General features: G+C 67.9%; 22 protein-coding genes. 9 read left to right on the top strand and 13 right to left on the bottom strand.

The features are described from left to right. Positions 1-24: 24 nt before the first annotated feature. The 5 genes from ACFV9C_RS13110 to ACFV9C_RS13090 form a co-directional block, all read right to left on the bottom strand. Positions 25-2,331: a glycoside hydrolase N-terminal domain-containing protein gene (locus tag ACFV9C_RS13110; protein ID WP_380193267.1), complete on the bottom strand. Its 2,307-nt coding sequence runs from the start codon at positions 2,329-2,331 to the stop codon at positions 25-27. A 7-nt stretch (positions 2,332-2,338) separates the two neighbouring features. Continuing rightward, a complete protein-coding gene (locus tag ACFV9C_RS13105) occupies positions 2,339-3,694 on the bottom strand; it encodes an ABC transporter substrate-binding protein (protein ID WP_380193266.1) in 1,356 nt (451 codons plus the stop codon). 28 nt (positions 3,695-3,722) lie between these two features. After that, positions 3,723-4,598, bottom strand: coding sequence for a carbohydrate ABC transporter permease (locus ACFV9C_RS13100; RefSeq protein ID WP_380193264.1), 876 nt, complete (start codon positions 4,596-4,598; stop codon positions 3,723-3,725). A 7-nt stretch (positions 4,599-4,605) separates the two neighbouring features. Then, a complete protein-coding gene (locus tag ACFV9C_RS13095) occupies positions 4,606-5,445 on the bottom strand; it encodes a carbohydrate ABC transporter permease (protein WP_380193262.1) in 840 nt (279 codons plus the stop codon). 250 nt (positions 5,446-5,695) lie between these two features. Continuing rightward, on the bottom strand, positions 5,696-6,628 hold the full coding sequence (locus tag ACFV9C_RS13090; RefSeq protein WP_380193260.1) for a LysR family transcriptional regulator: 933 nt from the start codon (positions 6,626-6,628) through the stop codon (positions 5,696-5,698). A 167-nt stretch (positions 6,629-6,795) separates the two neighbouring features. Between ACFV9C_RS13090 and ACFV9C_RS13085 the strand changes: the two genes are divergently transcribed. The 3 genes from ACFV9C_RS13085 to ACFV9C_RS13075 are packed head-to-tail and all read left to right on the top strand — an operon-like array spanning position 6,796 to position 9,797. Then, on the top strand, positions 6,796-7,998 hold the full coding sequence (locus tag ACFV9C_RS13085) for a mandelate racemase/muconate lactonizing enzyme family protein (protein ID WP_380193259.1): 1,203 nt from the start codon (positions 6,796-6,798) through the stop codon (positions 7,996-7,998). Next, positions 7,991-8,968, top strand: a complete 978-nt coding sequence (locus ACFV9C_RS13080; RefSeq protein ID WP_380193256.1) for an aldo/keto reductase — start codon at positions 7,991-7,993, stop codon at positions 8,966-8,968. Before ACFV9C_RS13085 ends, ACFV9C_RS13080 begins: the two co-directional genes overlap by 8 nt. Next, a complete protein-coding gene (locus tag ACFV9C_RS13075) occupies positions 8,958-9,797 on the top strand; it encodes an amidohydrolase family protein (protein ID WP_380193255.1) in 840 nt (279 codons plus the stop codon). Before ACFV9C_RS13080 ends, ACFV9C_RS13075 begins: the two co-directional genes overlap by 11 nt. Here ACFV9C_RS13075 and ACFV9C_RS13070 read toward each other — a convergent pair. The 3 genes from ACFV9C_RS13070 to ACFV9C_RS13060 form a co-directional block, all read right to left on the bottom strand. Next, positions 9,780-10,001, bottom strand: a complete 222-nt coding sequence (locus ACFV9C_RS13070; RefSeq protein ID WP_380193253.1) for a hypothetical protein — start codon at positions 9,999-10,001, stop codon at positions 9,780-9,782. The genes ACFV9C_RS13075 and ACFV9C_RS13070 overlap by 18 nt on opposite strands. 67 nt (positions 10,002-10,068) lie before the next feature. Beyond that, positions 10,069-11,856, bottom strand: coding sequence for a LuxR C-terminal-related transcriptional regulator (locus ACFV9C_RS13065; RefSeq protein ID WP_380193251.1), 1,788 nt, complete (start codon positions 11,854-11,856; stop codon positions 10,069-10,071). After that, positions 11,810-12,652: an AAA family ATPase gene (locus tag ACFV9C_RS13060; protein WP_380193249.1), complete on the bottom strand. Its 843-nt coding sequence runs from the start codon at positions 12,650-12,652 to the stop codon at positions 11,810-11,812. Before ACFV9C_RS13060 ends, ACFV9C_RS13065 begins: the two co-directional genes overlap by 47 nt. A gap of 235 nt (positions 12,653-12,887) precedes the next feature. On the opposite strand from ACFV9C_RS13060, the gene ACFV9C_RS13055 reads away from it, so the two are divergent. Together ACFV9C_RS13055 and ACFV9C_RS13050 are read left to right on the top strand one after the other, a co-directional pair. After that, complete coding sequence (locus ACFV9C_RS13055; RefSeq protein ID WP_380193248.1) at positions 12,888-14,384, top strand: MFS transporter; 1,497 nt, start codon at positions 12,888-12,890, stop codon at positions 14,382-14,384. After that, positions 14,381-15,001, top strand: a complete 621-nt coding sequence (locus ACFV9C_RS13050; protein WP_380193246.1) for an ester cyclase — start codon at positions 14,381-14,383, stop codon at positions 14,999-15,001. Before ACFV9C_RS13055 ends, ACFV9C_RS13050 begins: the two co-directional genes overlap by 4 nt. Here ACFV9C_RS13050 and ACFV9C_RS13045 read toward each other — a convergent pair. Then, on the bottom strand, positions 14,984-17,551 hold the full coding sequence (locus ACFV9C_RS13045; protein WP_380193245.1) for a LuxR C-terminal-related transcriptional regulator: 2,568 nt from the start codon (positions 17,549-17,551) through the stop codon (positions 14,984-14,986). The two genes, ACFV9C_RS13050 and ACFV9C_RS13045, sit on opposite strands and share 18 nt — an antisense overlap. A 96-nt stretch (positions 17,552-17,647) precedes the next feature. Here ACFV9C_RS13045 and ACFV9C_RS13040 point away from each other — a divergent pair, with 96 nt between their 5' ends. Genes ACFV9C_RS13040 through ACFV9C_RS13030 form a run of 3 tightly spaced genes read left to right on the top strand, consistent with a single transcriptional unit; the run spans position 17,648 to position 20,326 of the window. After that, complete coding sequence (locus tag ACFV9C_RS13040; RefSeq protein WP_380193244.1) at positions 17,648-18,601, top strand: MBL fold metallo-hydrolase; 954 nt, start codon at positions 17,648-17,650, stop codon at positions 18,599-18,601. Continuing rightward, on the top strand, positions 18,598-19,272 hold the full coding sequence (locus ACFV9C_RS13035) for an SDR family NAD(P)-dependent oxidoreductase (protein WP_380193241.1): 675 nt from the start codon (positions 18,598-18,600) through the stop codon (positions 19,270-19,272). The genes ACFV9C_RS13040 and ACFV9C_RS13035 overlap by 4 nt, the downstream gene beginning before the upstream one ends. A gap of 19 nt (positions 19,273-19,291) precedes the next feature. After that, on the top strand, positions 19,292-20,326 hold the full coding sequence (locus ACFV9C_RS13030; protein WP_380193240.1) for an MBL fold metallo-hydrolase: 1,035 nt from the start codon (positions 19,292-19,294) through the stop codon (positions 20,324-20,326). Here the strand turns inward: ACFV9C_RS13030 and ACFV9C_RS13025 are convergent. Beyond that, positions 20,309-21,238, bottom strand: a complete 930-nt coding sequence (locus tag ACFV9C_RS13025; protein ID WP_380193238.1) for a ketopantoate reductase family protein — start codon at positions 21,236-21,238, stop codon at positions 20,309-20,311. The genes ACFV9C_RS13030 and ACFV9C_RS13025 overlap by 18 nt on opposite strands. A 79-nt stretch (positions 21,239-21,317) precedes the next feature. Here ACFV9C_RS13025 and ACFV9C_RS13020 point away from each other — a divergent pair, with 79 nt between their 5' ends. Continuing rightward, positions 21,318-21,881, top strand: coding sequence for a TetR/AcrR family transcriptional regulator (locus ACFV9C_RS13020; protein ID WP_380193237.1), 564 nt, complete (start codon positions 21,318-21,320; stop codon positions 21,879-21,881). Here ACFV9C_RS13020 and ACFV9C_RS13015 read toward each other — a convergent pair. The 3 genes from ACFV9C_RS13015 to ACFV9C_RS13005 are packed head-to-tail and all read right to left on the bottom strand — an operon-like array spanning position 21,878 to position 24,357. Further along, a complete protein-coding gene (locus tag ACFV9C_RS13015; RefSeq protein WP_380193236.1) occupies positions 21,878-22,807 on the bottom strand; it encodes a prolyl oligopeptidase family serine peptidase in 930 nt (309 codons plus the stop codon). The genes ACFV9C_RS13020 and ACFV9C_RS13015 overlap by 4 nt on opposite strands. Before the next feature lie 27 nt (positions 22,808-22,834). Then, positions 22,835-23,644: an alpha/beta fold hydrolase gene (locus tag ACFV9C_RS13010; protein WP_380193235.1), complete on the bottom strand. Its 810-nt coding sequence runs from the start codon at positions 23,642-23,644 to the stop codon at positions 22,835-22,837. A gap of 11 nt (positions 23,645-23,655) precedes the next feature. Then, positions 23,656-24,357, bottom strand: coding sequence for an alpha/beta fold hydrolase (locus tag ACFV9C_RS13005; protein ID WP_380193233.1), 702 nt, complete (start codon positions 24,355-24,357; stop codon positions 23,656-23,658). Positions 24,358-24,363: the final 6 nt, after the last annotated feature.

Genomic DNA, 24,363 nt, shown 5'->3' with positions numbered 1-24,363 from the left:
GAGGCATCACCGGATCCCGGTGATTCACGAGGCGCTGATCGTGATCGGTTCCTGACGCGTCACAGTGAGGTCGAGCGTGTCGTCGCCGTACCGGATCCGGTGTCGGCCGGCGCGTGCCGGATGAAGGGTCGCGCTCACCAGACGTCCGTCGGCCCAGATCAGATCGACGGTGATGCCACCACGCGCCCGGAGGCCGCGGACCGAGCCGTTGCGCCATGGGCGGGGGAGAGCGGGCAGCAGTTCGAGTTCGGTAGGGCTCGACTGGAGCAGCAGCTCGGCGACGGCTGCTGTGCCGCCGGCGTTGCCGTCGAACGAGTAGATGTTCTGCGCGGCCCCCGCGACGCCGCCGACGGAGTAGCTCATCAGGTTCGCTTCGCTCGCATCGGTGATGAGGCTGGTGAGGTGGGCGAGCGCTTTGTCGCCCTGCAGGAGACGGGCGTGGAAGAGCGCGAAGTTCGCCTCGACCCACTCGGTCTGCTCCCAGCCGTCCGCGTGCTGCCGGCGTTCGATCGTGACCTCGGCGGCACGTGCGAGCTCCGGCGTGTCCCGAGGTCTGATCTGGCGTTCGGGGAACAGCGCGCACAGGTGCGAGGTGTGGCGATGCGCCGGGTCGGCGTCGTCGAAGTCGTGGAGCCATTCCTGCAGTTGGCCCCGCCGGCCGATCTGGTACGGCGTGAGCCGCGCCAGCGCCGACGTGATCCGGCGGCGTAGTGCCGCGTCAACGCTCAGGAGTTCCGCGGCCGTCGCGCAGTCGCGGAGAATCGCGGCGGCGAAGACCCGGTCCACGGTGTTGCCCATAGCAACCGAGCAGCGCGCGCCGTCCGGGGCGACGTACCAGTTCTCGGGGGACTCAGACGGGCCCGCGATGAGGTGGCCGGTTGCTGGGTCCTCGCTGAGGTATGCCAGCAGGAAGAGCGCTGCGTCCCGGAGCACCGGATAGGCGAGTTCTCTTAGGAAGGTCAGGTCGCCGGAGTATTCGTAGTGCTCCCAGAGGTGGGTCGCGAGCCAGAAGCCGCCGGTGACGTTGAGGCCCCAGCCCATTGCGGTGCCTGGTGCCGAGTAGCCCCAGGCGTTGGTCACGGTGTGCGCGACCCAGCCGGGAGCGTCGTACATCTGGGTTGCGGTCGACCTGCCGGTGGAGGCGAGTCGTTGCACGAAGCGGAGCAGGGGAGTGTGGCATTCGGCGAGGTTGGTGGGTTCGGCGGCCCAGTAGTTCTGTTGGGTGTTCATGTCGAGGTGGAAGTCGTTGCTCCACGAGGCGCTGCTGGCCAGGCCGTCGTTCCACAGTCCTTGCAGTGCCAGGGGTAGCGGTGAGTCGGCGCGCGAGCCGGCGACAGTCAGGTAGCGGCCGTACTGGAAGTACAGCGCCAACAGGCTGTCGTCCTGTTCTCCGGCAGCGAGTCGTTGTCGGCGTTGGTCCGTCGGTACGTCGTCGCGCCCGGCGCCGAGGTCCAGCGAGACCCGTCCCATCAGTCCCGAGTGATCGGCGACGTGTGCGGAGCGGATCTCGTCGTACCCGGACTCGACCGCGGCGCCAAGCAGCTCGTCCACCCGGCGGACCGGATCGGCCCCGTCCCAGTCGGTGCCGACGGCAATGAACAGTACGGCGGTGTCGGCGCCGGCCACGTCGCACCGGCCGTCGGCGAGAGTAGTCCTACCCCCGGTGGCCTCGACGTGTGCGCGGATCTCGACCTGCGCGCCGGACGTTCCGTCGCTGTGGAGGGATTCGACTGCCCGGCCGCTGAAGGCGATCCCGGCGCCAGGCCCGCCGGGGAAGACAGATCCGTTGATGCCGGCCGAGAAGCTGATCGCTCCCGGCCGGTCCGCGGTGAGCCGTACGGCGATGACGCCGTGCGGATTCGAGGCCAGGATCTCGCGCGTGAAGTGGATGCCGCCGGCGGTGTAGGTGACCGAGACCAGGCCTTTGTCGAGGTCGAGCGCTCGCCGATAGTTCGCCGCCGGCCAGTGGTCGATCGTCATGGACAGGTGTGGAAGCGGCAGGTTTGTCCCGAAGGACGCCCGGGTGCCCAGCAGGTGTTCGGCGGCCAACTGCTGGGCTTGGGCGTACTCACCCGCGAAGAGCAGCTTCCGGATGTACGGCAGTTGCTCCCGCGCCGTCGGGCTCAGGTCGTGGGCCGACGGTCCACCGGACCACGCCGTCGACTCGGACAGGTCGATCCGCTCGAACGGCACCCCGCCGTACACCATGCCGCCGAGGCGCCCGTTGCCGATCGGGAGCGCCTCGAACCAGCGCTCGGCGGGCCGGTCGTACCAGAGCTCGCCGGCCGGTATGACTGGGTGCGGCCCGGATCCGGGGGTTGCCTTGAGCATGAGTTGGCTACTTGCCTTCCGCGAGCATGGTGCGGCTCTGGTCCTGCATCTTCGGGAAGATGCTCTCGTCGGCCTTGTTCGTGAAGTACGCCTCGAACTGCGGCGTCATGGCGTTGGTCAGCGCCGCGCCGTTGTTGTAGATCGGGCAGGGAACGAGCTCACCGCTGGTCAGGTAGTTGTTGAACACGGTGAAGTCGGTGCCCTTGGCGGTCTGCTGGTCGGCGAGTGCCTTCATCGAGGCCGCGATCGACGGGAACAGCGAGGCGTTGTACGTCGCCGCGGTCGTCTGGCACTCCTCGCTCTCCTGGTACGAGACCCACTTCCAGGTCTGGTCCGGATGCTTCGAGCCGGCCCACAGGTTGTTGCCGTTGGCATTGGTCATGAGCGCCCGCTTGCCGTCGGCTCCAGCCGGGAGTGGCGCCGTACCGACCTTGGTGCCTTTCAGCCCGGCGTACGTCGCTGCCTCCCAGGTGCCGCCGACGACCATCGCGATCTTGCCGGACCCGACCTGCTGGCTGTTGCCGGTGGTGAACTGGTTGAGCTTCGGTGTGAAGCCGTCGTTCGTGAGCGCCCGGACGAGTTTCACCGACTGCACGACCTTGGGGTCGTTGTAGTTGAAGACGGTCGCCCACTGCTGCTTGTCGGGAATGTTGATGCCGTCATTCGGCAGCAGCCAGCCCCAAGCATTCTGACCGAACGGGTCACCGGTGGACTCGAGGTTGCCGAGCCCGTAGGTCTTGACTGCGGCCGGGTTGAAGCCGGGCTGGTCGCCGCGTTTGCCGGCAGTGTCGACGGTCAGGTGCTTGACCATCTTCCAGAACGTGCCGCCGTCGGCGGACGTCCAGTTGAGGGCGGCAACGTCCTTGTCGGAGTAGCCGGCCTTGGCGAGCAGATCCTTGTTGTAGTACAGGGCACCGGTGGCCCAGTCCATCGGCAGCGCGTACTGCTTGCCGTCCTTGTACTTCCAGCCCTCGGTCCCGATCGCATACTTCCCGAGGTCGAGGTTCTCCTTCTTGATGTAGTCATCGAGGGCGAGCAGTTGGCCCTGCCCGGCGTACGACTGAAGGAACGTCACGCTGTTCATGAACGCATCGGGAGCGTCGCCGGACACGAAGCCGGACGTCAGCTTGGTGAAGTAGTCGCTGACGTTGTAGTTGGTGATCTTCACCTTGATATCCGGGTTGGCCTTCTCGAACGCCGGGATGCACTGCTGGTAGGCGATCGCCTGGTCGGGCGACCAGGTCCACCAGTTCACGGTGGTGGTACCGCCGGCGTCGCTGGAGCCGCCGCTGGAGCATCCGGCCACAGCGGTCAGTACGGCGGCGGTCAGTGCGACCGCCCTGGTCAGGCGTGTGGTTTTCACCATTTCCCCTTTCGGAAGGGTGAGCCGGCTACCGGAGACCGGTGAAGCCGATCGAGTCGACGATGCGCCGGCCGAAGAGCGTGAAGAGTGCGAGCATCGGGAACGCGGCGACGAGGGTGGCCGCCATCAGGCCCGCGAAGTCCGGCTGGGTCTGCGGCGACGCCTGCTGGAAGACGCCCAGGGCCACGGTCAGCGGCCGGACGTCGGAGTTGCCGGCGATCATCAGTGGCCAGAAGTAGTCGTTCCAGGCGTTGATGAAGGTCAGCAAGGCGAGTGTCGTGATCGGCCCCTGGCTCATCGGGACCGTGATCCGGAACAGCAGCCGGAACCGGCCGAGGCCATCGATCAGTGCCGCGTCCTCGATCTCGGTCGGCAGCCCGAGCATGAACTGGCGGAGGAAGAAGATGCTGAACGCCGAGAACAGCGCGCCGGGCAGGATGAGTCCGGCGAAGGTGTTGGTCAGGCCGAGGCCGTGGATCAGCACGAAGTTCGGCAGTAGGGTCATGATGCCTGGGATCATCAGCGCGCTGAGGAAGACACCGAAGACCAGATCCCTGCCCCGCCACCGCAACCTCGAGAACGCGTACGCCGCGAGCAGCGAGCAGAACACCACCAGCACGGTCAGCGATGTGGCGTAGATGACCGAGTTCCGCAGGTAGAGGCCGAGCTGGATCGTTGCGCCGGAGCCGCCCTCGGCCACGGCCTGCTCGCGGCTGGCGAGCCCGAGGACGCGCGCGAATGGGCCGAAGGTGACGTCGACCGGGAGCAGCGACGACGGGTGGTCGAGGAGCGCGTAGTTGTTGGACAGAGCTGTCCGGACGATCCAGTAGAAGGGGAAGAGAGTGATGAGCAGGAAGAGGACCAGGTAGATCCAGGCCGCGGTCCGGCCGAGCGAGAGCTTCACGGGGACCTCAGTTCGTGTCGGACTCGTTGGCGCGCAGCAGCCGCAGCTGCACGAAGGTGATTGCCAGCAGCAACACGAACAACGCCATCGACATCGTCAGTGCGTAGCCGAAGTCGAACTCGCTGAAGCCCTTGGCATAGATGTAGAGCGGCAGGACCTTCGATGCGTCGGCGGGGCCGCCCTTGGTGGTGACGGCGACGAGATCGAAGACCTGGAACGAGCTGATCACGGTCAGCACCGCGACCATCGCCATGATCGGGCGCAGCAGCGGCAACGTTAGGTACCGGAACATTCGGGGTTCGGTCGCGCCGTCGATCCGGCCGGCCTCGTAGATCTGCGGTGCGATCGTCTGCAGACCGGCGAAGATCAGGATCGCGTTGTAGCCCATCGACTTCCAGACGCCGATGAACGCCAGCGTCGGGATCACCCAGCCCTGTGAGCCGAGGAAGAGGATCTCGTGGCCGGTGACCGCCTTGACGACAACGTTGACGATGCCGAGGCCTGGGTCGAGCATCCACTGCCAGATCAGGGCGGCGACGACCCCGGACACCAGGAATGGCAGCAGCACCAGTCCGCGGATGACGGCCGAGCGGGTCAGCCGGTGCATGATCACCGCCGTCAGCAGCGACACCGCGAGGCCGAGGACGACGGAGAGTACGACGTACTCTGCGGTGACCGCGAGCGACTTCCAGAACACCGTGTCGCCGAGCAATCGCCGGTAATTGTCCAGTCCAGTCCACACAGGCGGCGTCAGGATGCGGAATCTGGTGAAGCTCAGATAAATACCGCGAACTACCGGGACTGCGGCGAACGTGATGAAGCCGGCGGCGGCCGGGAGAATGAGCACGAGCGCGAGTTTCCAGTCCGACCGGTGGGCCGGTCCGGCGGCTCTTTTTGCGCGCAGGCGTGCGCCGGCGGCGACTGACACCACAATGGGCTCCTTCGCAGAACAGATGCGGCGAGTCATGGCGCGGAATGGGCGCCGGCGAATGCTGTGCGACTCGCGGAACTAACCTTGTGGACATTCAGTCACGGCCGCCCGAGACCGTGCAACGACGCATCCCGGATGGGTGCTATTCGTCCGGCGAATACGACCGTCAGTCGGGGATGGGCAATGTGCCGGGTGGTCGGTCGGCCTGCAGGACAAGGTCGACGAAGGCCTGCGCGGCGCGGCTCAGCGGCCGTTCCGCGTGCCACCACAGGCCGACGTCGCGATAGAGGTGCACGCTGCTCACCTCGCGCACCTCGAGACCGTCGGTGCGCACCATCGCGGCCGCGAGGCTGTTCACGAGTCCGAGGCCGTGGCCGGCCCGGACCATCGCGGCGAGGGTTGTCGGCTGGTGTGAGACGACGCCGGCGGCCGGCTCGATCCGGCTCGCCTGCATGGCCGACCAGGCCTCGTAGCCGAGGCTCGGGTCGCCGAGCGGATCGCCGATGGTGATGACCGGATGCGCGGCGACGTCGTCGAGGCTGATGGTGTCGTGCTGGAGGACGGGATGGCCGGGTGGTGCGAGGACGACGAACGGTTCGCGCCAGATCGCCCGGTGGATGAGTGCGTGATCGGAGGGTTCCGGGCGGAGCGGGCGGAGCGCGACAGCTGCGCGCCGGTCCGACAGCCAGTCGTCGATGACCTGGACGTCCCCGTCCAGAACGGCGATCTCAAGTAGCGGGTTCGCCGTACGCAACTGGATCAACAGGTCCGGGAGGAACTCGGAGCTGGCGCTGGCGAAGCTCGCGACCGCCAGCTTGCCGGTGAACGAGCCCGCGGCCGAGCGCATGTCGGAGACCGTATCGTCCATTGCCGTGACGATCAGCCGGGCCCGGGGGAGCAGGCGCTGGCCGTCGTCGGTCAACGTCAGCGGACGCATCCGGCGCTCGATCAGCACACAGCCGAGAGCGCGCTCCAGGCTCGCCACCCGGGCCGAGACCCGCGGCTGCGACAGGTGCAGGCGGGCCGCCGCACGGGCGAACCCGCCGGAGTCGACGACCTCGATCCAGGTCCGGAGCCAGGACAGCTCCACGTCCAGCACGGCTGCCTCCTCCACGGTTCGGCGGGTTTCTCCGGACCGTACCAGGTGGCCCACGGATCGGTATTCGTCGGACGAAACCCGTGTATTCGTACATCGGCGTTGTTCCGCGGCCGCTCGGCGTGCGTGAATTGCCAGGTCGAATCAGCCTGGAACGGAGGGGCCCGCGAGTGGAACTCGAGATGCCGCAGGAGGCGCTGGGGCTGTTGTCGCCGGCGCGGCACGATCTCGCGCCGGGTGAGGAGGGCAACGTGATCGTCGCGGTCGAGACGTACGCTCTCGCCGTGCCGCTCGCACAACCGCTGGCGGACTCCACCGCGGCGCTGAAGTCGTGGATCGTCCCGGTCGTCGAGATCCGGACCGCTGATGGCCGAGTCGGCACTGGGATCTCCGGCGTACACACCGGCGCCGAGATGCTGTGCCAGGTAATCGACCGGTACTACGCGCCCGCGCTCGTCGGCGCGTCGTCGGAGGACATCCTCGGCACCTGGAAGCGGCTGTACTGGTTGCCGACGCACTGGATCGGCCGTGCCGGGGTCGTGCACATGGGCCTGTCGATGGTCGACATCGCCCTCTGGGACCTCGCCGCGCAGCGCGCCGGGGTGCCGTTGTGGCGGTTGCTCGGAGGCTCTGCCGACCCGATCGAGACGTACAACACGGACGGCGGCTGGCTGAACCTCAGCGTCGCCGAGGTCGTGCGCGATCTGGGATCGCTGGTCGACCGCGGTTGGCGCCGGGTCAAGATCAAGGTCGGTACGCCGGATTGGCGCGAGGACGCGGCTCGCGTCCGCGCGGTCCGGAAGGCGGTCGGGTCCGATATCACGGTGATGGCGGACGCCAACCAGCGCTGGGATCTGGCGACCGCGCATCGGATGCTCCCCGTACTCGCGGAGGCCGGAATGGACTGGATCGAGGAGCCCGTGCACGCCGACGATCTCGGCGCCCATCGTCGCCTGCAGGCCGTCGGGACGGTCGACGTCGCGGCGGGGGAGAGCCTGTACTCGTACCACGCGTTCACGGGACTGATCGAGGCAGACGCCATCCGTGTGGTTCAGCCTGACGTGACGCGCCTGGCCGGGGTGACCGAGTGGATGCAGGTGGCGCAGCAGGCGGGAGCACGTGGGTTGCGCCTCGTCCCGCATGCTGGGGACATGATGCAGGTGCACCAGCATCTCGCCGGCGTCGTACTGAGTGAGAGCCCGCCGCTGCTGGAGTTCATCCCGTGGACGCAGGACGTGTTCGAGTCGCGGAGCGTGGTGAACGAGGGGTTCGCCGAACGGCCGCAAACGCCCGGCGCGTCGACCGCCGTACGCAAGGAGGCCCGCGAGAAGTGGCAGTTGCGCGGCGTCGGTGGCAGGACCTCGCATGAATGAGGTACGGGTCGGGCGCACGGACCTGTTCGTGCCGCGGATCGGGCTCGGAACCGCTGCCCTCGGCAACTTTCAGCAGGCGATCAGCGACACCGATGCGGTCGCGGTCGTCGACCACGCGCTTGACCGTGGGATTCGGTACCTCGACACCGCGCCGCTGTACGGCCACGGGCTGGCCGAGAAGCGTGTCGGTCGCGGGGTGGCGGCGGCTGATCGGGACCAGTTGGTGATGTCGACGAAGGTCGGCCGATTGCTGCGGCCGGACGCGCCGCGGGACGAGACGCAGTACTACGACGGGGTGCCGTTCTACCTCGACGTTCCGCCGGTCGGGCCGGTGTGGGACTTCAGTTACGACGGCATCCGGCGTTCGGTTGAGGAGAGTCTGGAGCGGACCGGGCTGGAGAGGTTCGACGTACTGCTCATGCACGATCCGGATGACCACCTCGAGGCGGCGGCGACCACGGCGTACGCCGCCCTGCGCGACCTGCGCGCCGCCGGGACGGTGAGCGCGATCGGCGCCGGCATGAACCACTCGGCGCCGCTGACCGAGCTGGTCCGCTCGTGCGACCTCGACGTCGTGCTGCTCGCCGGGCGTTACACCTTGCTGGATCAGTCCGCGCTGGCCGACCTGTTGCCGGCGTGTGAGGAGCGTGAGGTCTCGGTGGTGATCGGCGGCGTGTTCAACAGCGGCATCCTCGTCGACCCGTTGCCCGGGGCATCATTCGACTACATCCCGGCGCGGGACGAGGTGGTCGCGAAAGCGGTCGCGATCCGGGACCTGTGCCGGAAGTACGACGTACCGCTGGCGGCCGCCGCACTGCAGTTCCCGCTGGCGCATCCGCGGGTCAGCACGGTGCTGATCGGCGCCCGGACGGTCGGCGAGCTGGACGAAGACCTGGCCTTGCTGGACGTGGAGATCCCGTCCGCGCTGTGGACCGATTTGCAGAACGCAGGGCTGACAGATGCGCGTTGACGCACACCAGCACTTCTGGGATCCCGCACGGTACAGCTATCCGTGGATGGATGGTGCGGCGATGGATCCGGTACGGCGGGCATTCGCGCCGGACGATCTCCGCGACGTACTGGTTGCTGCAGGCATCGACCGTACGGTCTTGGTCCAGACTCTGCCGGACCTGGACGAGACACGGGAGTTTCTCGCACTGGAGGCGGACTTCATAGCTGGGGTCGTCGGCTGGGTCGACCTGACGTCGCTAAAGGTCGACGACGAACTGTCCGAGCTGCTCGACGGACCGGGGCGGCTGATCGGGATCCGCCACCAGGTCCACGACGAACCGGATCCCGACTGGTTGCTGAGGGATGACGTACGCCGAGGGCTGGCGGCTGTGCAGCGCCACGGGCTCGTGTACGACTTACTCGTCCGCGCGCGGGACCTCCCGGCCGCGATCGCCACCGCCCGAGCCTTCCCGGACCTACAGTTCGTACTGGACCACATCGCGAAGCCACGGATCGCGGACGGCTCCGACCCGGCGTGGAGCGAGCTGATGCCGGGCCTGGCTGCGTCCCCGAACGTCGCGGTGAAGCTGTCCGGCATGGTCACCGAGGCCGACTGGAACCGCTGGACAGCTGACGACCTGCGCCCCTTCGTCGAACGCGTCGTCGAGTGGTTCGGCACCGATCGCATCCTCTTCGGCTCGGACTGGCCGGTCTGCCTACTCGCGGGGTCCTACGACGAGGTCCGCACCGGCCTGAACGCAGCACTACCCACCCTCACCACAACCGAACGAGACCTCCTCTATGGCGGGAACGCCGAGCGTGTGTATTCGCTAGCTGCCGTCAGGTGAGGTGAGTTGACGGACTTCTACGAGGTCCAGGCCGAGGGCCTCGATCTCGGCGAGTGCGCCGTACAGGGCCGACCTGTCCAGCAGGCCGGTGAGGATGGTGTCGGTGCCGTGCGGGCGGGGTTCCAGTGTTGGGAAGGCGGACAGCATCGTGGCGCCGAGGCGGCCGCGGACCCGGATCGCATACTGGGCAGGCGTTGGGTCCATGCAGCCATCGTCGTGGCCTGCCGGGTGAATTCACATCACCGGGATCTGATGACTGGGCCGGTGTTCGTCAACGCCTGCGGTCGACTGCCAGCAGTCGGAGGTCTCTTGCTCGTTGCACCGCGGAGGAGCGGTCGCTGACCTGGAGCTTGGCGTAGATGTTGCGCAGGTGCGTGCTGACCGTGTTTACCGAGACGCACAGTTCGCCGGCGATCTCCGGTCGCGAGAGATTGGTCGGCAAGTAGCGCAGTACCTTCAGTTCGCCAGGGCTGAGTGCCACCAACGGCGGCACCGGGAACTGGTCGTCGGGCGTGGGGATCGCGCCACGCAGTACGTCGAGGATGTCGGCGAGTAGTGCGGCATGGGCAGTTTCGTGGCGCGGCAGGGACTCGAGTAGCTCGGCAGCGCCGGTGAGGGCGAACGGGAGGATCAGCCGGTCGGCCTCGGCGAGGGCGAGCGCGCGTTCGGCGGCTTGGTTCGCGGCGCGCTGGTCGCCGAGCTGCCGGTGGGCGATTCCGGCCAGCAGGTTCGCCTCGACGACCGTGGCATAGGCGACGGCTGGTGTCGTGCCCGCCAGGACGTCGCGCAGCACACTCACTACTCCGGCCGGGTCGCCGTCCATGAGGCAGATCGTCGCGCGGGCGTTGCGGAGCTCGGCAGAGTCGGCTCGTTCGTCGAGTGCTGACAGAGCGGCCCGGGCTTCGGCTGTCATCTCGAGCCGGGCCTTGGTGGAGAGGAACCAGCCGGTCACCCGGCTCGCCAGCGGATGCAGGTCGGTGAGCCGCGTCGCGAGGTCTTCAGCCCCGGCGAACTCTTGTAGGGCTTCGCGGTGCCGGCCGCGGCCGGCGTGCAGTACACCGGCTGTCTGATGAAGCAGCAGCCTGGTGTCGGGCCCAGCGTCTGTGTGCAAGGCCTGTTCCGTGCGCCGCAGCCAGAGGTCGGCCTCGTCGAACTCGCCTGTCCAGACAAGCGTTCCGGCCAGCATGACCAGGGCGGGTGCGATGACCGGTTCCGAACCCCAGCCGTAGTGCTCGGCGAGCGCGATCGCCTCCCGGCAGTGCCGTTGTGTCGTCGCGAACGAATGCAGGACCAGCGATGCGTATCCGAGTCGCGCGAGGCAGGCCACCTCGAGGTACGGCCGGCCGATCTCCCGGGCCAGCACGGCGGCGTCCCGGAGATGGCGTTCGGCGTCCACGGCGTCCTTGTGCCCGAGGCTCCAGGTTCGGGCGATGCCCAGGTTCATCAGGGCGATCGCGCGTACGTCGTTGTCGAGCGAGATGTCCTTGTCGGATGGCTCGCCCGGTGGTGCCGCGAGGAAGTTCGCCTGTTCTATGACACCGGCGAAGTTGCCGCTGCGGCCGGCGAGAGACAGGTTGAGCGCCGCGACCGCGATGCGGAGTCGACGCTGCCGGCTCGGCTGGGCTGTATGCCTGCCGGTTTCGGCGTATTTCTCGACGGACCGGAGGTGCGTGGCCGCCTCGTCCAGTCGGCCCGACGCGATGCCGACCGTCGCGCGTACGAGGGCCAGCTCGGGGTGGTCCTCGCCGGGTGGGAAGGCACCGAGCAGCGCCTGCATCGTCCGCGCCTGCCCGTCCAGGGTGAGGCTGAACGCATGGTCGGCGAGCAGCCGGGCCGCCTGGTGCCAGTCGCCGGCCGCCTGTGTGTGCCGGACCGACGCAGCGACCTGGCCGTGCACTATGAACCACTCGGAGGCGCGCCGGTGCAACGTCGCGACTTCTTCGGGCAGCCTCCGGCGGAGCTCCAGCCGCAGGAGATCGGCGAACAGGTGGTGGTACCGGAACCAGGTGCGCTCAGCGTCCAGCGACACGACGAACGCGTTGGCGCTCTCCAGCTCCAACAGGATCCGCTCCGAGCCCGGGCGTCCGGTCAGTACGTCGGCCAGTTCGTTGTTGACGCGGTCCAGGATCGAGGTGCGCAGGAGCAGCTCTTGGACCTCGGACGGGCCGGCGCTCCAGCATCTCGGCGATCAGATACTCGGCAACCGTCCGGTCGCTGCCGGAGAACTCCGCGACGAACCGTTCCGGATCGGCATGCCCGGCCAGCGACAGAACGGCGAGGCGCAGCCCCGCTACCCACCCTTCCGTCCGCTGGTGCAGCAGCGCCACGCCGGGCGCCGACAAGTCGATACCGGAGCTCTCGAGGAGCTGACGGGGTTCGCGCTCCGAGAACGTCAGGTCCGCCGCGCGGATCTCGGCCAACTCTCCGGCGAGCCGCAGCTGATGCAGCCGGAGCCGTACGTCGTGCCGCATCGTCAGAATCGCGTGTGCGTGCGGTGGAAGCCCCGCGAGAAGCTGTGTGAGTTGAGCCAGGGCCGGTGGCGAGTTCAGCTCGTGAAGATCCTCGATGACCAACGCGACGGGTTCGCGCGCATCGCGGAGCGCCGACAGCACCCGGTCGACCATCGCCGGTCCGTTGAAGTCAGGTGTGGCCGTTGGCGGTTCCGCGTGGCCGACCGCGTCGAGCAAGGAGAGCCAGAATTGCTGCTCGTCGTGCTCGTCACGTTGCACCTGTACGAGGGCCAGCCGGAGCTGCTGCCCGGGACCCGCTGCCCACTCGCGCAGTAGGCAGGTCTTGCCGCTGCCTGCCGGAGCGGAGATGACCGTCACCTTCCGTGCCGCCGCGTGATCCAGCACAGCGACAAGATCTTCCCGGTCGATCAGCCGGGGAGTCGCTGGAGCCACCGTCAAAGGCCCGCCCCCCTGATAGCCACGCCTTACCTCTGGCGCCTGATTATGCCGCACCGGCACCTCAGGTCCGGGGAAGTCTCCGGTGAATCACCGACATCCGGTGACGGCCTCTCACCTGCTCAGCGGCGAGGCTCGCCATGCACGGGGCAGGTCGACCGCAGAGAAGGACGTGGTGTGTCTCATGTCTGATGCCACCTCACTCGATGGCGGCCAGGGACGGCGCTGGCTGATCCTGGGCGTCATCGGCCTGGCGCAGCTCATGGTGGTCCTGGACATCACCGTCATGAACATCGCGCTGCCGTCGTCGCAGCAGGCGCTGGGGTTCAGTACGGCAGACAGGCAATGGGTGGTAACGGCGTACACTCTGGCGTTCGGCAGCCTCCTGCTGCCGGGTGGCAGGCTGGCTGACCTGGTGAGCCGAAAGACTACGTTCCTGATCGGGCTGGCCGGATTCGCGGTGGTGTCGGCGATCGGGGGCGCCTCGGTCAACTTCGCCATGCTGATCACGGCGCGGGCCGGCCAGGGAGCGTTCGCGGCGTTGCTGGTGCCGTCGGCACTGTCGCTGCTGACCACGACGTTTACCGAGCCCAAAGATCGCGCCAGAGCCTTCGGCATCTACGGCGCGATCGCTGCGGCGGGAGGCGCGGTCGGGCTGCTGCTCGGTGGCGCGCTGACGGAGTACCTGTCGTGGCGGTGGACGCTGTACGTCAACCTGATCTTTGCCGGAATCGCGTTCGTCGGTGCATTGCTACTGCTCACGGGGCAGCGGTCTCCGTCCAAGCCGCGACTTGACGTGCCGGGCGCCCTGCTGGTTGCCGGCGCGGTGTTCTGCCTCGTCTACGGCTTGTCCAACGCGGCGACGAACGGCTGGCGGGCAGCGTCGACGTACGGCTTCCTCGTCGGTGGTGTCGTTCTCGGCGTCGCGTTCGCGGTCTGGCTCTGGCGGGCCAGGCAGCCGCTGCTGCCGCCGCGGGTCGTGCTTGACCGCAACCGGGGCGGTGCCTATCTCTCGATCCTGATCGGTACGGCCGGGCTGTTCGGAACACTCTTGTTCCTGACGTACTACCTGCAGCAGACGTTGGGGTATACGCCGCTCGTGACCGGCTTCGCATTCCTGCCGATGAGTGCCGGCCTGATTGCTACGTCCAATCTGGCCACCAACGCCTTGATGCCCAGGTTCGGTCCCAGGCCGGTGGTGGCGGCCGGGATGGTGACCACCGCGGCGGGAACAGCCTGGCTGGCACAGCTGGGTCCGCACAGCGGCTACGTCACGGGTGTGCTCGGTCCACTGGTGCTCGCCGGACTCGGAATGGGCCTTGTGATCGCGTCGGCCATCAGCACCGGCACGTTCGGCATCGTCCAGGAGGATGCCGGCGTAGCGGCGGCGACTGTCACGGTCAGCCAAATGCTCGGCGGCTCGGTCGGCGCGTCGCTGGTGAACACGATCTTCGCCGGCGCGGTCGCGTCGTACATCGAAGCACACACCGACGTGGCCCGGCGGATGGATCGCCAGGCGTTCAACGCCTTGGCGCTGGTTCACGGGTACGACACCGCGTTCTGGTGGATCACCGCGATCTTCGCCGCCGGCGCCGTGATCGGCGGCGTCCTATTCCGCAGCGGACCGCTGGTCCAGGACGGCACACCGTTCTCGAAACTACTGGAGGACAGAAGCAAATGAACGCTCACCGCTGGAAGTCCGTCGCTGCCTTGGCCACGGCTGCGAGCTTGGTGCTCCTTGGTGGCGCGGCTCCGTCGCAGGCTGCATCCGCTTCTGACAACACGCAGACCGGAGTAAGGCTGAGCGAGTTGCCGCTCACTGACCGTCACTTGACCGCGCACGAGAAGGCCAACCTCGCTGTGGTTCTGCAGGCTTATCACGTGGGGGAGGGGACCGTCCTCGATGCTCAGGGCTTCATGCAACTGTTCGCCGCCGACGGCGTGCTGAACGGCATCGGCGGTGTGGACGGCCGGTCGACATTGCGTGGTGATCAGCTCGGTTATCTGATCACCTGGCTGGGCAACTTCCTTCCAGACATCCACCGCGAGTTGAAGCAGATCACCGTGAACGGTGACGTGGTGAGCATCGAGTTGTCGATCCAGGGGACGTTCCGCGGACCGTTCGACACGCCGGCCGGCGTGATCAAGCCGACGGGCGCCAAGATCGACTTCCCGACCGCTGACTTCTGGTATCTGCGCAACGGCAAGATCGAGAGGTTCGACTGCCACATCGCCTTCACCACCTTGTATGCACAGCTGGGCGTGATGCCGGACTTCGCGTCAGCGATAGGCGGTTGAGGTGGGGGAGAGCAGTCGTAGTTCGCGGGCGCGTTGGACTGCGTTTGAGCGGTCGGTGGCGCCGAGTTTCGTGTAGATGTGGCGGATGTGTGTGTTCACGGTGTTCAGCGAGACCGAGAGTTTGTCCGCGATCTCGGGACGTGTGAGGTTGGTCGGTAGGTAGCGCAGTACGCGGAGCTCTGTGCGGCTGAGCGGGTCTGCAGATGCCGGGACGACGGGTTCGGCCGGGATGAGGTCGAGGATGTCGGCGACGAGCGCGGCATGCGTCGTACCGTGGGTCGGAAGCTCTGCGAGGAGCGGCCCGGCTTGTGCCATCAGGAACGGGAGGACGATGCGGTCCGGCTCGGCGAGTTGGAGCGCTCGCTCGGTCGAGGCGCGCGCCGACTCGTCGTCCCCGAGGGATCGGGCAGCCAGTGCGTCGAGCAGATTGGCCTCGATCGTGGTCAGCCGCGGGTTGCTGGGGGCGGTGCCGTCGAGGACTGCGCGCAGCTCGGCCCGGGCCTGATCCGGATGTCCTTCGGCGACCTGCAGAACGGCCGCGGCGATGCGGATCTCGCCGGTCGATCTGGAGCGATCGTCAACAGCGGCGAGGGTTTCGCGCGCACGATCCAGTTGGCCGAGGCGGACCTGTGCGGCGATGGTCCAGCCCAGGACGCGTGAAGTGAGGGCATGGCGGCCGGTCATCCGCACGCTGCCGGCTGCGACGAGCGAGGCAAGTACGTCGTCGTACCGGCCCCGCCCGGCTGCGAGCGTGGCCGTGGCGAGGTGGAGGAGCAGTTGCACGCCTGGCTCGCCGTCCGGCGGAACCGCGGCGCGGGCACGGTCGAGCCACCGCTCGGCCTCGTCGAAATCGCCTGTCCAGGCGACGGTCGCGGACAGCGTGATGTACGCCGGAGCGATGACCGGCTCGCCTGCCCAACCGTGCCGTGTCGCCAGGGCGATAGCATCCTCGCAGTACCGGCGTACGTCGGCGAGTGAATCGCGCGTGGCCGCGAATCCCAAGTGCGCCAGGCAGGCGACCTCCAGATACGGCCGTCCGTTCTCGCGTGCCGCGGCAGCGCCCTCCAGCAGGTACTTCTCGCTCTCCGCCAGTCGCAGCGACCAGGCTGCGGTGACGCCGAGGTTGAGCAACGCGGTCGCCCGTGCATCATTGCTCAATGCAACGTCTGACGGCGAGAGGTCGGTTGCTGACGGCAACGCTTCGATCTGTTCGACGACCCCGTCGAAGTTGCCGCGCAACCGCGCGACCAGCAAGTCCAGAGCAGCGACTGTGGTCGCCATCCGGTAGCTACGGCCGGCGGAGGGATCGGCTCGTGCGACGTCGAGATGCGCGGCGGCGCGTTCCGGGCGTCCGCGGTTGAGTTCGGCGACAGCATGTGCCACCGCAAGGCTCGGCAGATCGGCACCGGGCGGGAACGAACCGAGAAGTGCGGCGACGGTGGCGGCTTCGCCGTCGAGGGTGAGGCTGAGCGCGTGGTCGGTCAGCAGTTGTGCGGCCTCGGCCCAGTCTCCGGCGGCCTGCAGGTGCCGTACGGCCTCGGCGATGTCGCCGTACTCCGAGAACCAGTGCGCCGCTTCACGATGCAGTTGATGTACGTCGTTCGTACGCCGAAGTTCCAGCCGCAGCAGGTCGCGGAACAGGTGGTGATACCGGAACCAGGTGCGCTCGTGATCGAGCGACACCACGAACGCGTTGGCGTCCTCGAGCGCGAGGAGGATCCGTTCGGACCCGACGGCCCCGGTGAGGAGATCGGCAAGTTCGCCGTTCACGCGATCCAGCACTGACGTACGGAGAAGCAGCCGCTGGACGTCGTCTGGTTGCCGGTCGAGCATCTCTGCGAGCAGGTACTCCGCGACGGTCCGGTCCGTACCGGAGAACTCGGCGACGAACCGCTCGGGATCCGGGTGCCCGGCGAGCGACAGGAGCGCGAGCCGCAGACCGGCCGCCCAGCCTTCGGTGCGGTCCTGCAGTACGGCGATCGCGGCATCGGACAGGTTGACTCGTGCGTCGGCGAGGAGTTCGCGCGTTTCGGCCTCGGTGAACGGAAGGTCTGGCGCTCGGATCTCGGCGAGCTCGCCGACCAGCCGGAGTCGCTGAAGCCGGACCGTGGGCTCGCCGCGGGTGGCGATCACGACGTGCGCTTCCGGGGGCAGAGTGGTCAGCAGCGTGCTGAGCTGGGTGATCGCGTCGGCGGAGGTCAGCTCGTGCAGGTCGTCAATGATCAGCACGATGGCGCCGGCACCGAGCTCGGACCGTACGGTGTCGACCATCGCCGTTGCGTCGAAGCCCGGCGAGGACGGCGGCGGCTGTGTGCTACCGGTCGTCTCCTGGACGGCGGTGAGCAGTGCGAGCCAGAAGAGCTGGGCGTCGTACTGATCCGTCCGGATCGCGAGGTACGCCGTACGACGGTCCGTGTGCGCGGCCCAGCTACGCAGCAGTGAGGTTTTCCCGCTACCGGCTGGTGCGGAGATGACCGTGACCTGTTGCGCCGCGGCGCGGTCGAGCGCGTCGATCAGGTGGCGGCGGTCGATCAGCCTCTGGCCAGGCACCCGGTCAGCGTAACCCCTGGAAATCACCTGATCCTGGTGACGCTCGCGCGCTCTCCGGTCGCGAGTCTTGGAGAACCAAACCGGAGGGAGCAACCGATGACTGCGTCGCAGTGGCCGGAGTACGGTCCGGTGCCGGAAGCGGCGCTCGGCCCCGAGCTGAATGCGGACGGGTACTTCGTCGAGCGCGTGCAGGACAACCTGTTCTGGGTCACCGACGGCACCTACCAGGCCGCGTTCCTGACGACACCGGAAGGCGTCGTACTGTTCGACGCGCCGCCGACGATCGGCAACAACCTCCGGCGGGCGATCGACGAGATCACCACCACCGAGGACCTGCCGAACCAGGTCACGCACCTGGTGTACTCGCACCACCACGCCGACCATGCGGGAGCGTCGTACCTGTTCGGGGACGTGACCCGGGTCGGGCATGCGGAGACCCGGCGGCTGCTGCAGCGGGACAACGACCGGGCGCGGCCGGCACCTGACGTGACGTTCGAGGACAGCTACACGCTCGAGGTCGGTGGGTCCCGGGTCGAGCTGTCGTACCACGGACCGAACCACTCACCGGACAACATCGACATCCTGTTCCCGGACCACGACACGTTGATGCAGATCGACATCGTCAACATCGGCTGGGTCCCGCTGTACAACCTGAACCTCAGCGAGGACGTACCCGGCTACATCGACGCCGCGGACCGTGCGATGGAGTACTCGTGGACGCACTACCTGAGCGGTCACCTCGGCCGGCTCGGCACCCGTCCGGACGTCGAACTGCATCAGCGCTACATCGCGGACATCGTGGACAGCGCCAACACCGCCCTGGCCTCGGTCGATCCGACGCCGTACTTCGTGAGGTACGGCGAGAACGCGTGGGGCGGAGTTACCGGGTACCTGGACGCCGTGACTGCGGAGGCCGCGGCGCCGGTCATCGAGAAGTACACCGGCGTACTCGCGGCCGCCGACATACCGTCGCTGACAACCAGCACGACGTTCTCGATCCTGCAGTCGATCCGGCTTGATCTCGGCCACGGATCGCAGGTGCACCCATGAGCGCCCGGGTGGCAGTCGTCGTCGGCGCCGGCGGCGAACTCGGCCGCGCGACCGCGGGCAAACTCGCGGCGTCCGGATTCACTGTGGCCGGCGTCGACCGCAACGCCGAAGGTCTCGCCGAACTGCCGGACGGCATCCAGCAATTCACCGGCGATGCGACCGACCCGGCCGCGGCCAAGACCCTGATCGACCGGATCGCGTCCGAGGTTGGGCCGCCGGAGGTGCTGGTGAACACGCTCGGCACGTACCACGTAGGCGGCGCGCTTGACGCGACCCCGGACGACCTGAAGCTGATGCTGGATGTGAACGCCGGCGCCGCGCTCTGGCTGACGCAGGCGGTCGTGCCCCACATGAGCGGCGGCGGGGCTGTCGTGCATGTCGCCGCCCGCCCCGGTCTCGAGCCGGCGCCGGGAATGACGACGTACGCGGTGAGCAAGGCGGCGCTGGTGCACCTCGTGCGCGTGCTCGATGTCGAACTGCGGCCGCAAGGGATCCGGGTGAACGCGGTCGCTCCGGCGTTGCTCGACACGGACAAGACCCGTCCGTACCTGCCGCCCGAACTGCTCGCCCACGCGGTGAAACCGGAGGCCGTGGCCGACGTCATCGCGTTCCTCGTCAGTGATGCCGCCGCGGTGGTGAGCGGCGCGATCGTGCCGACGTACGGCGCTTGAGCTCCTCGAAAGGACTGTCATGACGAATCGCCGAACCTTCCTCGCCGGCGGACTGGCCGGCGGAGCCGCGCTGGCCGCGACCCAGTTCCTCGGTGAGCTGTCCGCGGCCGCCGACACCCTGCCCGACTATGCGCCGATCCCGCCGTCGGCGCTCGGACCCGCGGTCAACGCGCAGGGCTACTACGTCGGCCGGGTGCAGAAGAACCTGTACTGGGTCACTGACAGCACGTACCAGGCGGCGTTCCTGACCACGAGGGACGGGGTGGTGCTGTTCGACGCGCCACCGAGCATCGGGCACAACCTGCAGCGGGCGATCGACGAGATCGCGGCCGCGAACGGCGTACCGAACAAGGTGACACACCTCGTGTACTCGCACCACCACGCCGACCACCTGGGCGCGTCGTCGCTATTCGGCAAGGACGTCGTCCGGATCGGGCACGCCGAGAACAAGCAATTGCTTGCCCGGGACAACGACCCGACACGGCCGGTGCCGGACGTGACCTTCGAGACCCGGAAGACGCTGCGCGTGGGCGGCGAGCGGATCGAGCTGGCGTACCACGGGACGAACCACACGCCGGACAACATCTACATCCACTTCCCGGACCACGACACGCTGATGCTCGTCGACGTCAACCTGCCCGGGTGGGTGCCGTTCGACTTCTTCAACATCAACGAGGACGTGCCCGGCTCGATGGCGGCGCCCGGCAACGCGCTGCGCTATCCGTGGAAGCACTACATCGGCGGGCACATGGGCCGGCTCGGGACGCGGCAGGACATGGTCGTGTACCGGCAGTACATCGACGACATCGTCGCGAACGTGAAGCTGGCGCTGACCAACGTTGACCCGACGCCCTACTTCGCGAAGTACGGGAACAACGCCTGGGCGGCCGTGAAGGAGTACCAGGCCGCACAGGTGAAATACGCTTCCGACCCGGTGATCAAGAAGTACCTCGGTGTTCTGGCTGCGGCCGACGTGTACACGGCGACCACGACGTTCCTGATCCTCGAATCGGTACGCCTGGACCTCGGCGTGGGGTCACAGGTCCGTCCGTGACTTGCGTGTGGCAGCTTCGAGGCGGGGTGCGTGTACGTCGTGCCGGCGTACGGCGGTGAGGGTGTCTTGGAGGACCGCCCGGGCTTCCGGCGCGAATGGATCCGTGTGGGCTGCCATGCTCACCTGGGCAACCGAGACGTACTTTGTCGCAACGGCCATCGCGGCCGCTGTCGGTGAGGGCATCCGGTACGGCGCCAACGTGTTGCTGTGGCGGCGGAGGTCGACGCCGCGAGCGGTGAGGACCGGGAGCAGTTCGCGGGTGGTGACGAGTGCGCCGCGCAAGGCTCGGCAGTCGCCGACCATCCGGGCCATGGACCCGGACTGGATGCTCTGCGCGAACATCCCGGCGTCGGCGACGAAGTGGATCTGAAGCCAGCCGTGCATGTCCTCCTGTTCCCGGACTGTGAATCCGGCTTGATGGAAGAGGAGCTGAACGGCCTGAGCGCGGGAGGATCGCTCGAGGAGCACGGACCGGAACATCGCACCATGCAGTACGCCGTCGTCCGCGAATCCACCGCCCGCTTGCGGGAAGCCGTACACCACCTGTTCCGGAGGCAAGGGCGCGGTCGCGGGCTCGTCCCACACGTTTCCGAACACGAGCACGGGGGTCGTCCCGATCCGCGGCGCGAGGAAGGCGGCCGCTTCGGTGAGCCGGTGGTGCCCGACGCTGAGGATGACCAGGTCGAACGCGTCGCCCGGCTCCAAGGTCTCGGTCAAGCGGCTGGGGAAGAACTCACGGATGCGCCGATCCCGCCACCCGCGTCGTACGTCGATGACATCGACCTCCACGCCGCCGCCGTACTCTGCGGCCCGGCCGGGGCGGACGTAGAACTCGATGTCGTGCCCGGCGGCCTGGAGTGCGTGTCCGTAGATCGTGGCGATGACTCCGCGCCCGAACATCAGAATGCGCACGATGCATCCCTTCGCTAAAGTGGAGATGATCTCCACTTGTACGATATGGAGACCATCTCCGGTTGTCAAAGGATGAGGGATGCCCGACAGCAGACCGCTCAGAGCGGACGCCCAGCGGAATCGGCAAGCGATCATCGCCGCGGCGCGGACGATCTTCGACAGCGGCGAGGCGCTACGGTTCGACGACTTCGCGGGCAGAGCAGGCGTCGGCGTAGGCACGCTGTACCGGCACTTCGAGACCCGGGAGGCGCTGGCCGCTGCTGTGTATCGAGGCGAGGTCTCAGCGTTGATCGAACAGTCGCGCGCGTCGACGCAGCCGCCCGGAGAGGTGCTCGAGGCGTTCCTGCGGTCGTTCGTCGAGTACGTCATCGCTCACCCCGGCCTCGCCCAGACGCTGTCTGTCCTCGTCGATACAGCGACTCAAACCGAAGGCGGCAACCAGCTCGAACACGCCATCGGTGAACTGATGGACCAAGCGGCGGCAGACGGCGCCATCCACCGCGATGCGTCGCCCGGGCCGGTGATGGTCATCCTCCACGGCATCAGCGCGTCCTCACGGCGAGCCAACTGGCCCTCCGATTCGAGAGCCGCGACCGAACTACTGATCGCAGCCCTCAAGGTGCCCGACCATCCAGGGCCCTAACGGAGGTTGGTGTGCAGGAACTCGGTGATGCGGTTCATCAGTGGAACGCTTGTCCATACTTCGGGGTTGTCGGAGATGTCGCCGTGGCCGGCTCCTCGGAGCACATATCGGGTGGAGTCGGCGCCTGCTGAGCGGAGTGCTTGGTGCAGGTGGGCGGTCTGCGCGGGCTGGATGATGCGGTCGTCGTCGCCGTGCAGGATCAGGAAGGGTGGTGTCTGCGGGGTGACGCGATTGGCTGGGTCCGCTGCGCGCATCTCGTCCGGGTGGTCGGCCGGTGCTCGGTCCGGGCCGAGGACGTACGACGGGATCGGCGTACCCGCCGTCGTGTAGAAGTCGCGGATGGCGGGGTCGAAGCCGGTGCCGAGGTCGGCGAGGTCGGACGCGCCGAAGAGGACGACCGCTGCGTTGAGCCGGTTGCCGGGTTCGGTCGCCGCCATCGCCGCCAAGTACCCGCCCGCTGACTCGCCCCACACCGCGACGTGGTCAGGGTCGAGGCGGTACGTCGCTGCGCGCTGCCGGAGGAAGGCGAGCGCGGTGGCGACGTCGGTGAGGCCGTCGCGATACGTAGCGCCGGTCGAGGTTGTGCGGTAGTTGATGCTCGCGACGACATACCCGGCGGCGGCGACGTACCGGCGTTGCTTCCTGGCGAGCTGGCGGCGTGCGGTGACGAATCCGCCGCCAGGCAGGTACAGCACCAGCGGGTGCGGTCCGGGGCCTGCTGGAACGAGCACGTCCATCCGGAGCTTCCCGTCGTACCGGATGCCGCTGTGGATCTGGTCGGGACGGCCGGCGCGGATCTGCGGGCTGGTTTCCGGCTCGAGGAGGATGCTGTCGGGGTCCGGGTCGGGCGCCGCCGTGCCGGAGACCCGGATGGGTTGTCCGGCCGCGGCGGCGAGGGCCAGGATGAGCCGAGTGCTGAGCCTCATCGGATCACGATACTGCCGGCGATGCCGTCACGAGGTTGCTCTGGCGGCGTCTTGGATGAGGCCGGCGACGGCGTGGGGGTGGCTGAGCATGGCGACGTGGGAGGAGGTTGGGAGTTCGACGATCTTGCGGGCGTTCATGCGGTTGTACATCCAGCGTTCGGTCGCGGGTGGGATGGCCTTGTCGCGGCCGGCGACCAGGCCCCAGGACGGGATGGTTCGCCATGCGGCGGCGGTCGTCGGGAAGATGAACGAGTCCGCGTCGAACGGTCGTTGGGTAGCTTGGAGGATCCGGAAGGCCGAAGTGGAGATGTCCGCCGCGAAGGCGGCCTGGCCGTCCTTGCTCAGGTAGAGGTCCGTGCCGGTGGTGCCGTCGGCTTTCGTGTACGGGACGGGGACGCTGACCGGGCCGACCAGGCTGCCGGGGAACTTGGTGATGAGTTCGCCCTGGGTTTCGCCGACGTCGGGTGCGAACGCCGCGATGTAGACGAGTGCCTTGACGTTGGTCTTTCCTGCGGCGGCGTTGGTGATGACGGTGCCGCCCATGGAGTGGGCGACCAGGACGACGGGGCCGGTGACGGAGTCGAGCAGGCTGGCGATGTACGGCGCGTCGGTGGGGATGCCGCGCAGCGGGTTCGAGCCCGCGATGGTGGGGTAGCCGTTGTCCTGGAGTTCCTGGATGACGGCGTTCCAGCAGGACGAGTCGGCGTACCCGCCGTGGACCAGCACGATCGTGGGTTTGGTCCGGGTGGTGGCAGCGGTTGCCGTGGTCGCTCCCAGAGCGGTAGCGGTGAGCGCTGCCGCTCCGGATGCGAGCACGCTCCGGCGTGAGATGTGCATGGTCAGGCTCCTCAGTTCGCGGCGAGGGACTGGACGGCTTCGTGGATGAGGTCGGCGACCGCCTGGGGCTGGGAGACGTAGACCGAGTGGCTGCCCGGGACTTCGCGGACGGTCGCGCCGGCGCGGGCTGCCATGTCGCGCTGAGCGTGCGGCGGGATCATCCGGTCGTCGGCGGCGACCAGGTACCAGGTCGGCGTGCCGCGCCAGCCGGGCTCGGTCACGGTGCCGGCGAGGGCGTCGACGCCCCACGGGACCTGGGAGTCGGCCATGAAGGCGGCCTCGTCGGCGGGCAGGTCGCCGGCGAACGAGTCGTGGAACTTGTCGCGGTCCAGGAACAGGAACCCGTCGGTGGGCGGCAGGATCGGCGGTACCGGGTCGCCCGGCGCGGGGTCGGCGATCAGGGTGTTGACGGACTCGCCCTTGTCGGCGGCGAACGCGGCGATGTAGACGAGGCCGGCGACGCGGTCGTCGGAGCCGGTCTCGGTGATGACGATGCCGCCGTACGAGTGCCCGACGAGGATCGCGGGTCCGTCGATCCGGTCGAGGAGTTGCTTGGTGGCGGCGACGTCGCCCTCCAGGGACAGGGTCGGGTTCTGTACGACGGCGACGCGGTGGCCTTGTGCGCGCAGGCGGTCGTAGACGCCGCGCCATCCGGATCCGTCGACGAATCCGCCGTGGACCAGCAGGACGGTCGGCTCGTTCGTTGCGTTCATTGCTTC

Source organism: Kribbella sp. NPDC059898, assembly GCF_042730855.1.
Lineage (GTDB): Bacteria > Actinomycetota > Actinomycetes > Propionibacteriales > Kribbellaceae > Kribbella.
The sequence above is the reverse complement of the archived record's forward strand: the minus strand, read 5'-3'. Positions and strand labels throughout refer to the sequence as shown.

Coding starts and splice junctions, on each gene's coding strand:
- ACFV9C_RS13110 (WP_380193267.1), bottom strand. CDS start 2,331: ATGCTCAAGGCAACCCCCGGATCCGGGCCGCACCCAGTCATACCGGCC.
- ACFV9C_RS13080 (WP_380193256.1), top strand. CDS start 7,991: ATGAATGAGGTACGGGTCGGGCGCACGGACCTGTTCGTGCCGCGGATC.
- ACFV9C_RS13075 (WP_380193255.1), top strand. CDS start 8,958: ATGCGCGTTGACGCACACCAGCACTTCTGGGATCCCGCACGGTACAGC.
- ACFV9C_RS13070 (WP_380193253.1), bottom strand. CDS start 10,001: ATGGACCCAACGCCTGCCCAGTATGCGATCCGGGTCCGCGGCCGCCTC.
- ACFV9C_RS13055 (WP_380193248.1), top strand. CDS start 12,888: ATGTCTGATGCCACCTCACTCGATGGCGGCCAGGGACGGCGCTGGCTG.
- ACFV9C_RS13050 (WP_380193246.1), top strand. CDS start 14,381: ATGAACGCTCACCGCTGGAAGTCCGTCGCTGCCTTGGCCACGGCTGCG.
- ACFV9C_RS13040 (WP_380193244.1), top strand. CDS start 17,648: ATGACTGCGTCGCAGTGGCCGGAGTACGGTCCGGTGCCGGAAGCGGCG.
- ACFV9C_RS13035 (WP_380193241.1), top strand. CDS start 18,598: ATGAGCGCCCGGGTGGCAGTCGTCGTCGGCGCCGGCGGCGAACTCGGC.
- ACFV9C_RS13030 (WP_380193240.1), top strand. CDS start 19,292: ATGACGAATCGCCGAACCTTCCTCGCCGGCGGACTGGCCGGCGGAGCC.
- ACFV9C_RS13020 (WP_380193237.1), top strand. CDS start 21,318: ATGCCCGACAGCAGACCGCTCAGAGCGGACGCCCAGCGGAATCGGCAA.
- ACFV9C_RS13015 (WP_380193236.1), bottom strand. CDS start 22,807: ATGAGGCTCAGCACTCGGCTCATCCTGGCCCTCGCCGCCGCGGCCGGA.
- ACFV9C_RS13010 (WP_380193235.1), bottom strand. CDS start 23,644: ATGCACATCTCACGCCGGAGCGTGCTCGCATCCGGAGCGGCAGCGCTC.
- ACFV9C_RS13005 (WP_380193233.1), bottom strand. CDS start 24,357: ATGAACGCAACGAACGAGCCGACCGTCCTGCTGGTCCACGGCGGATTC.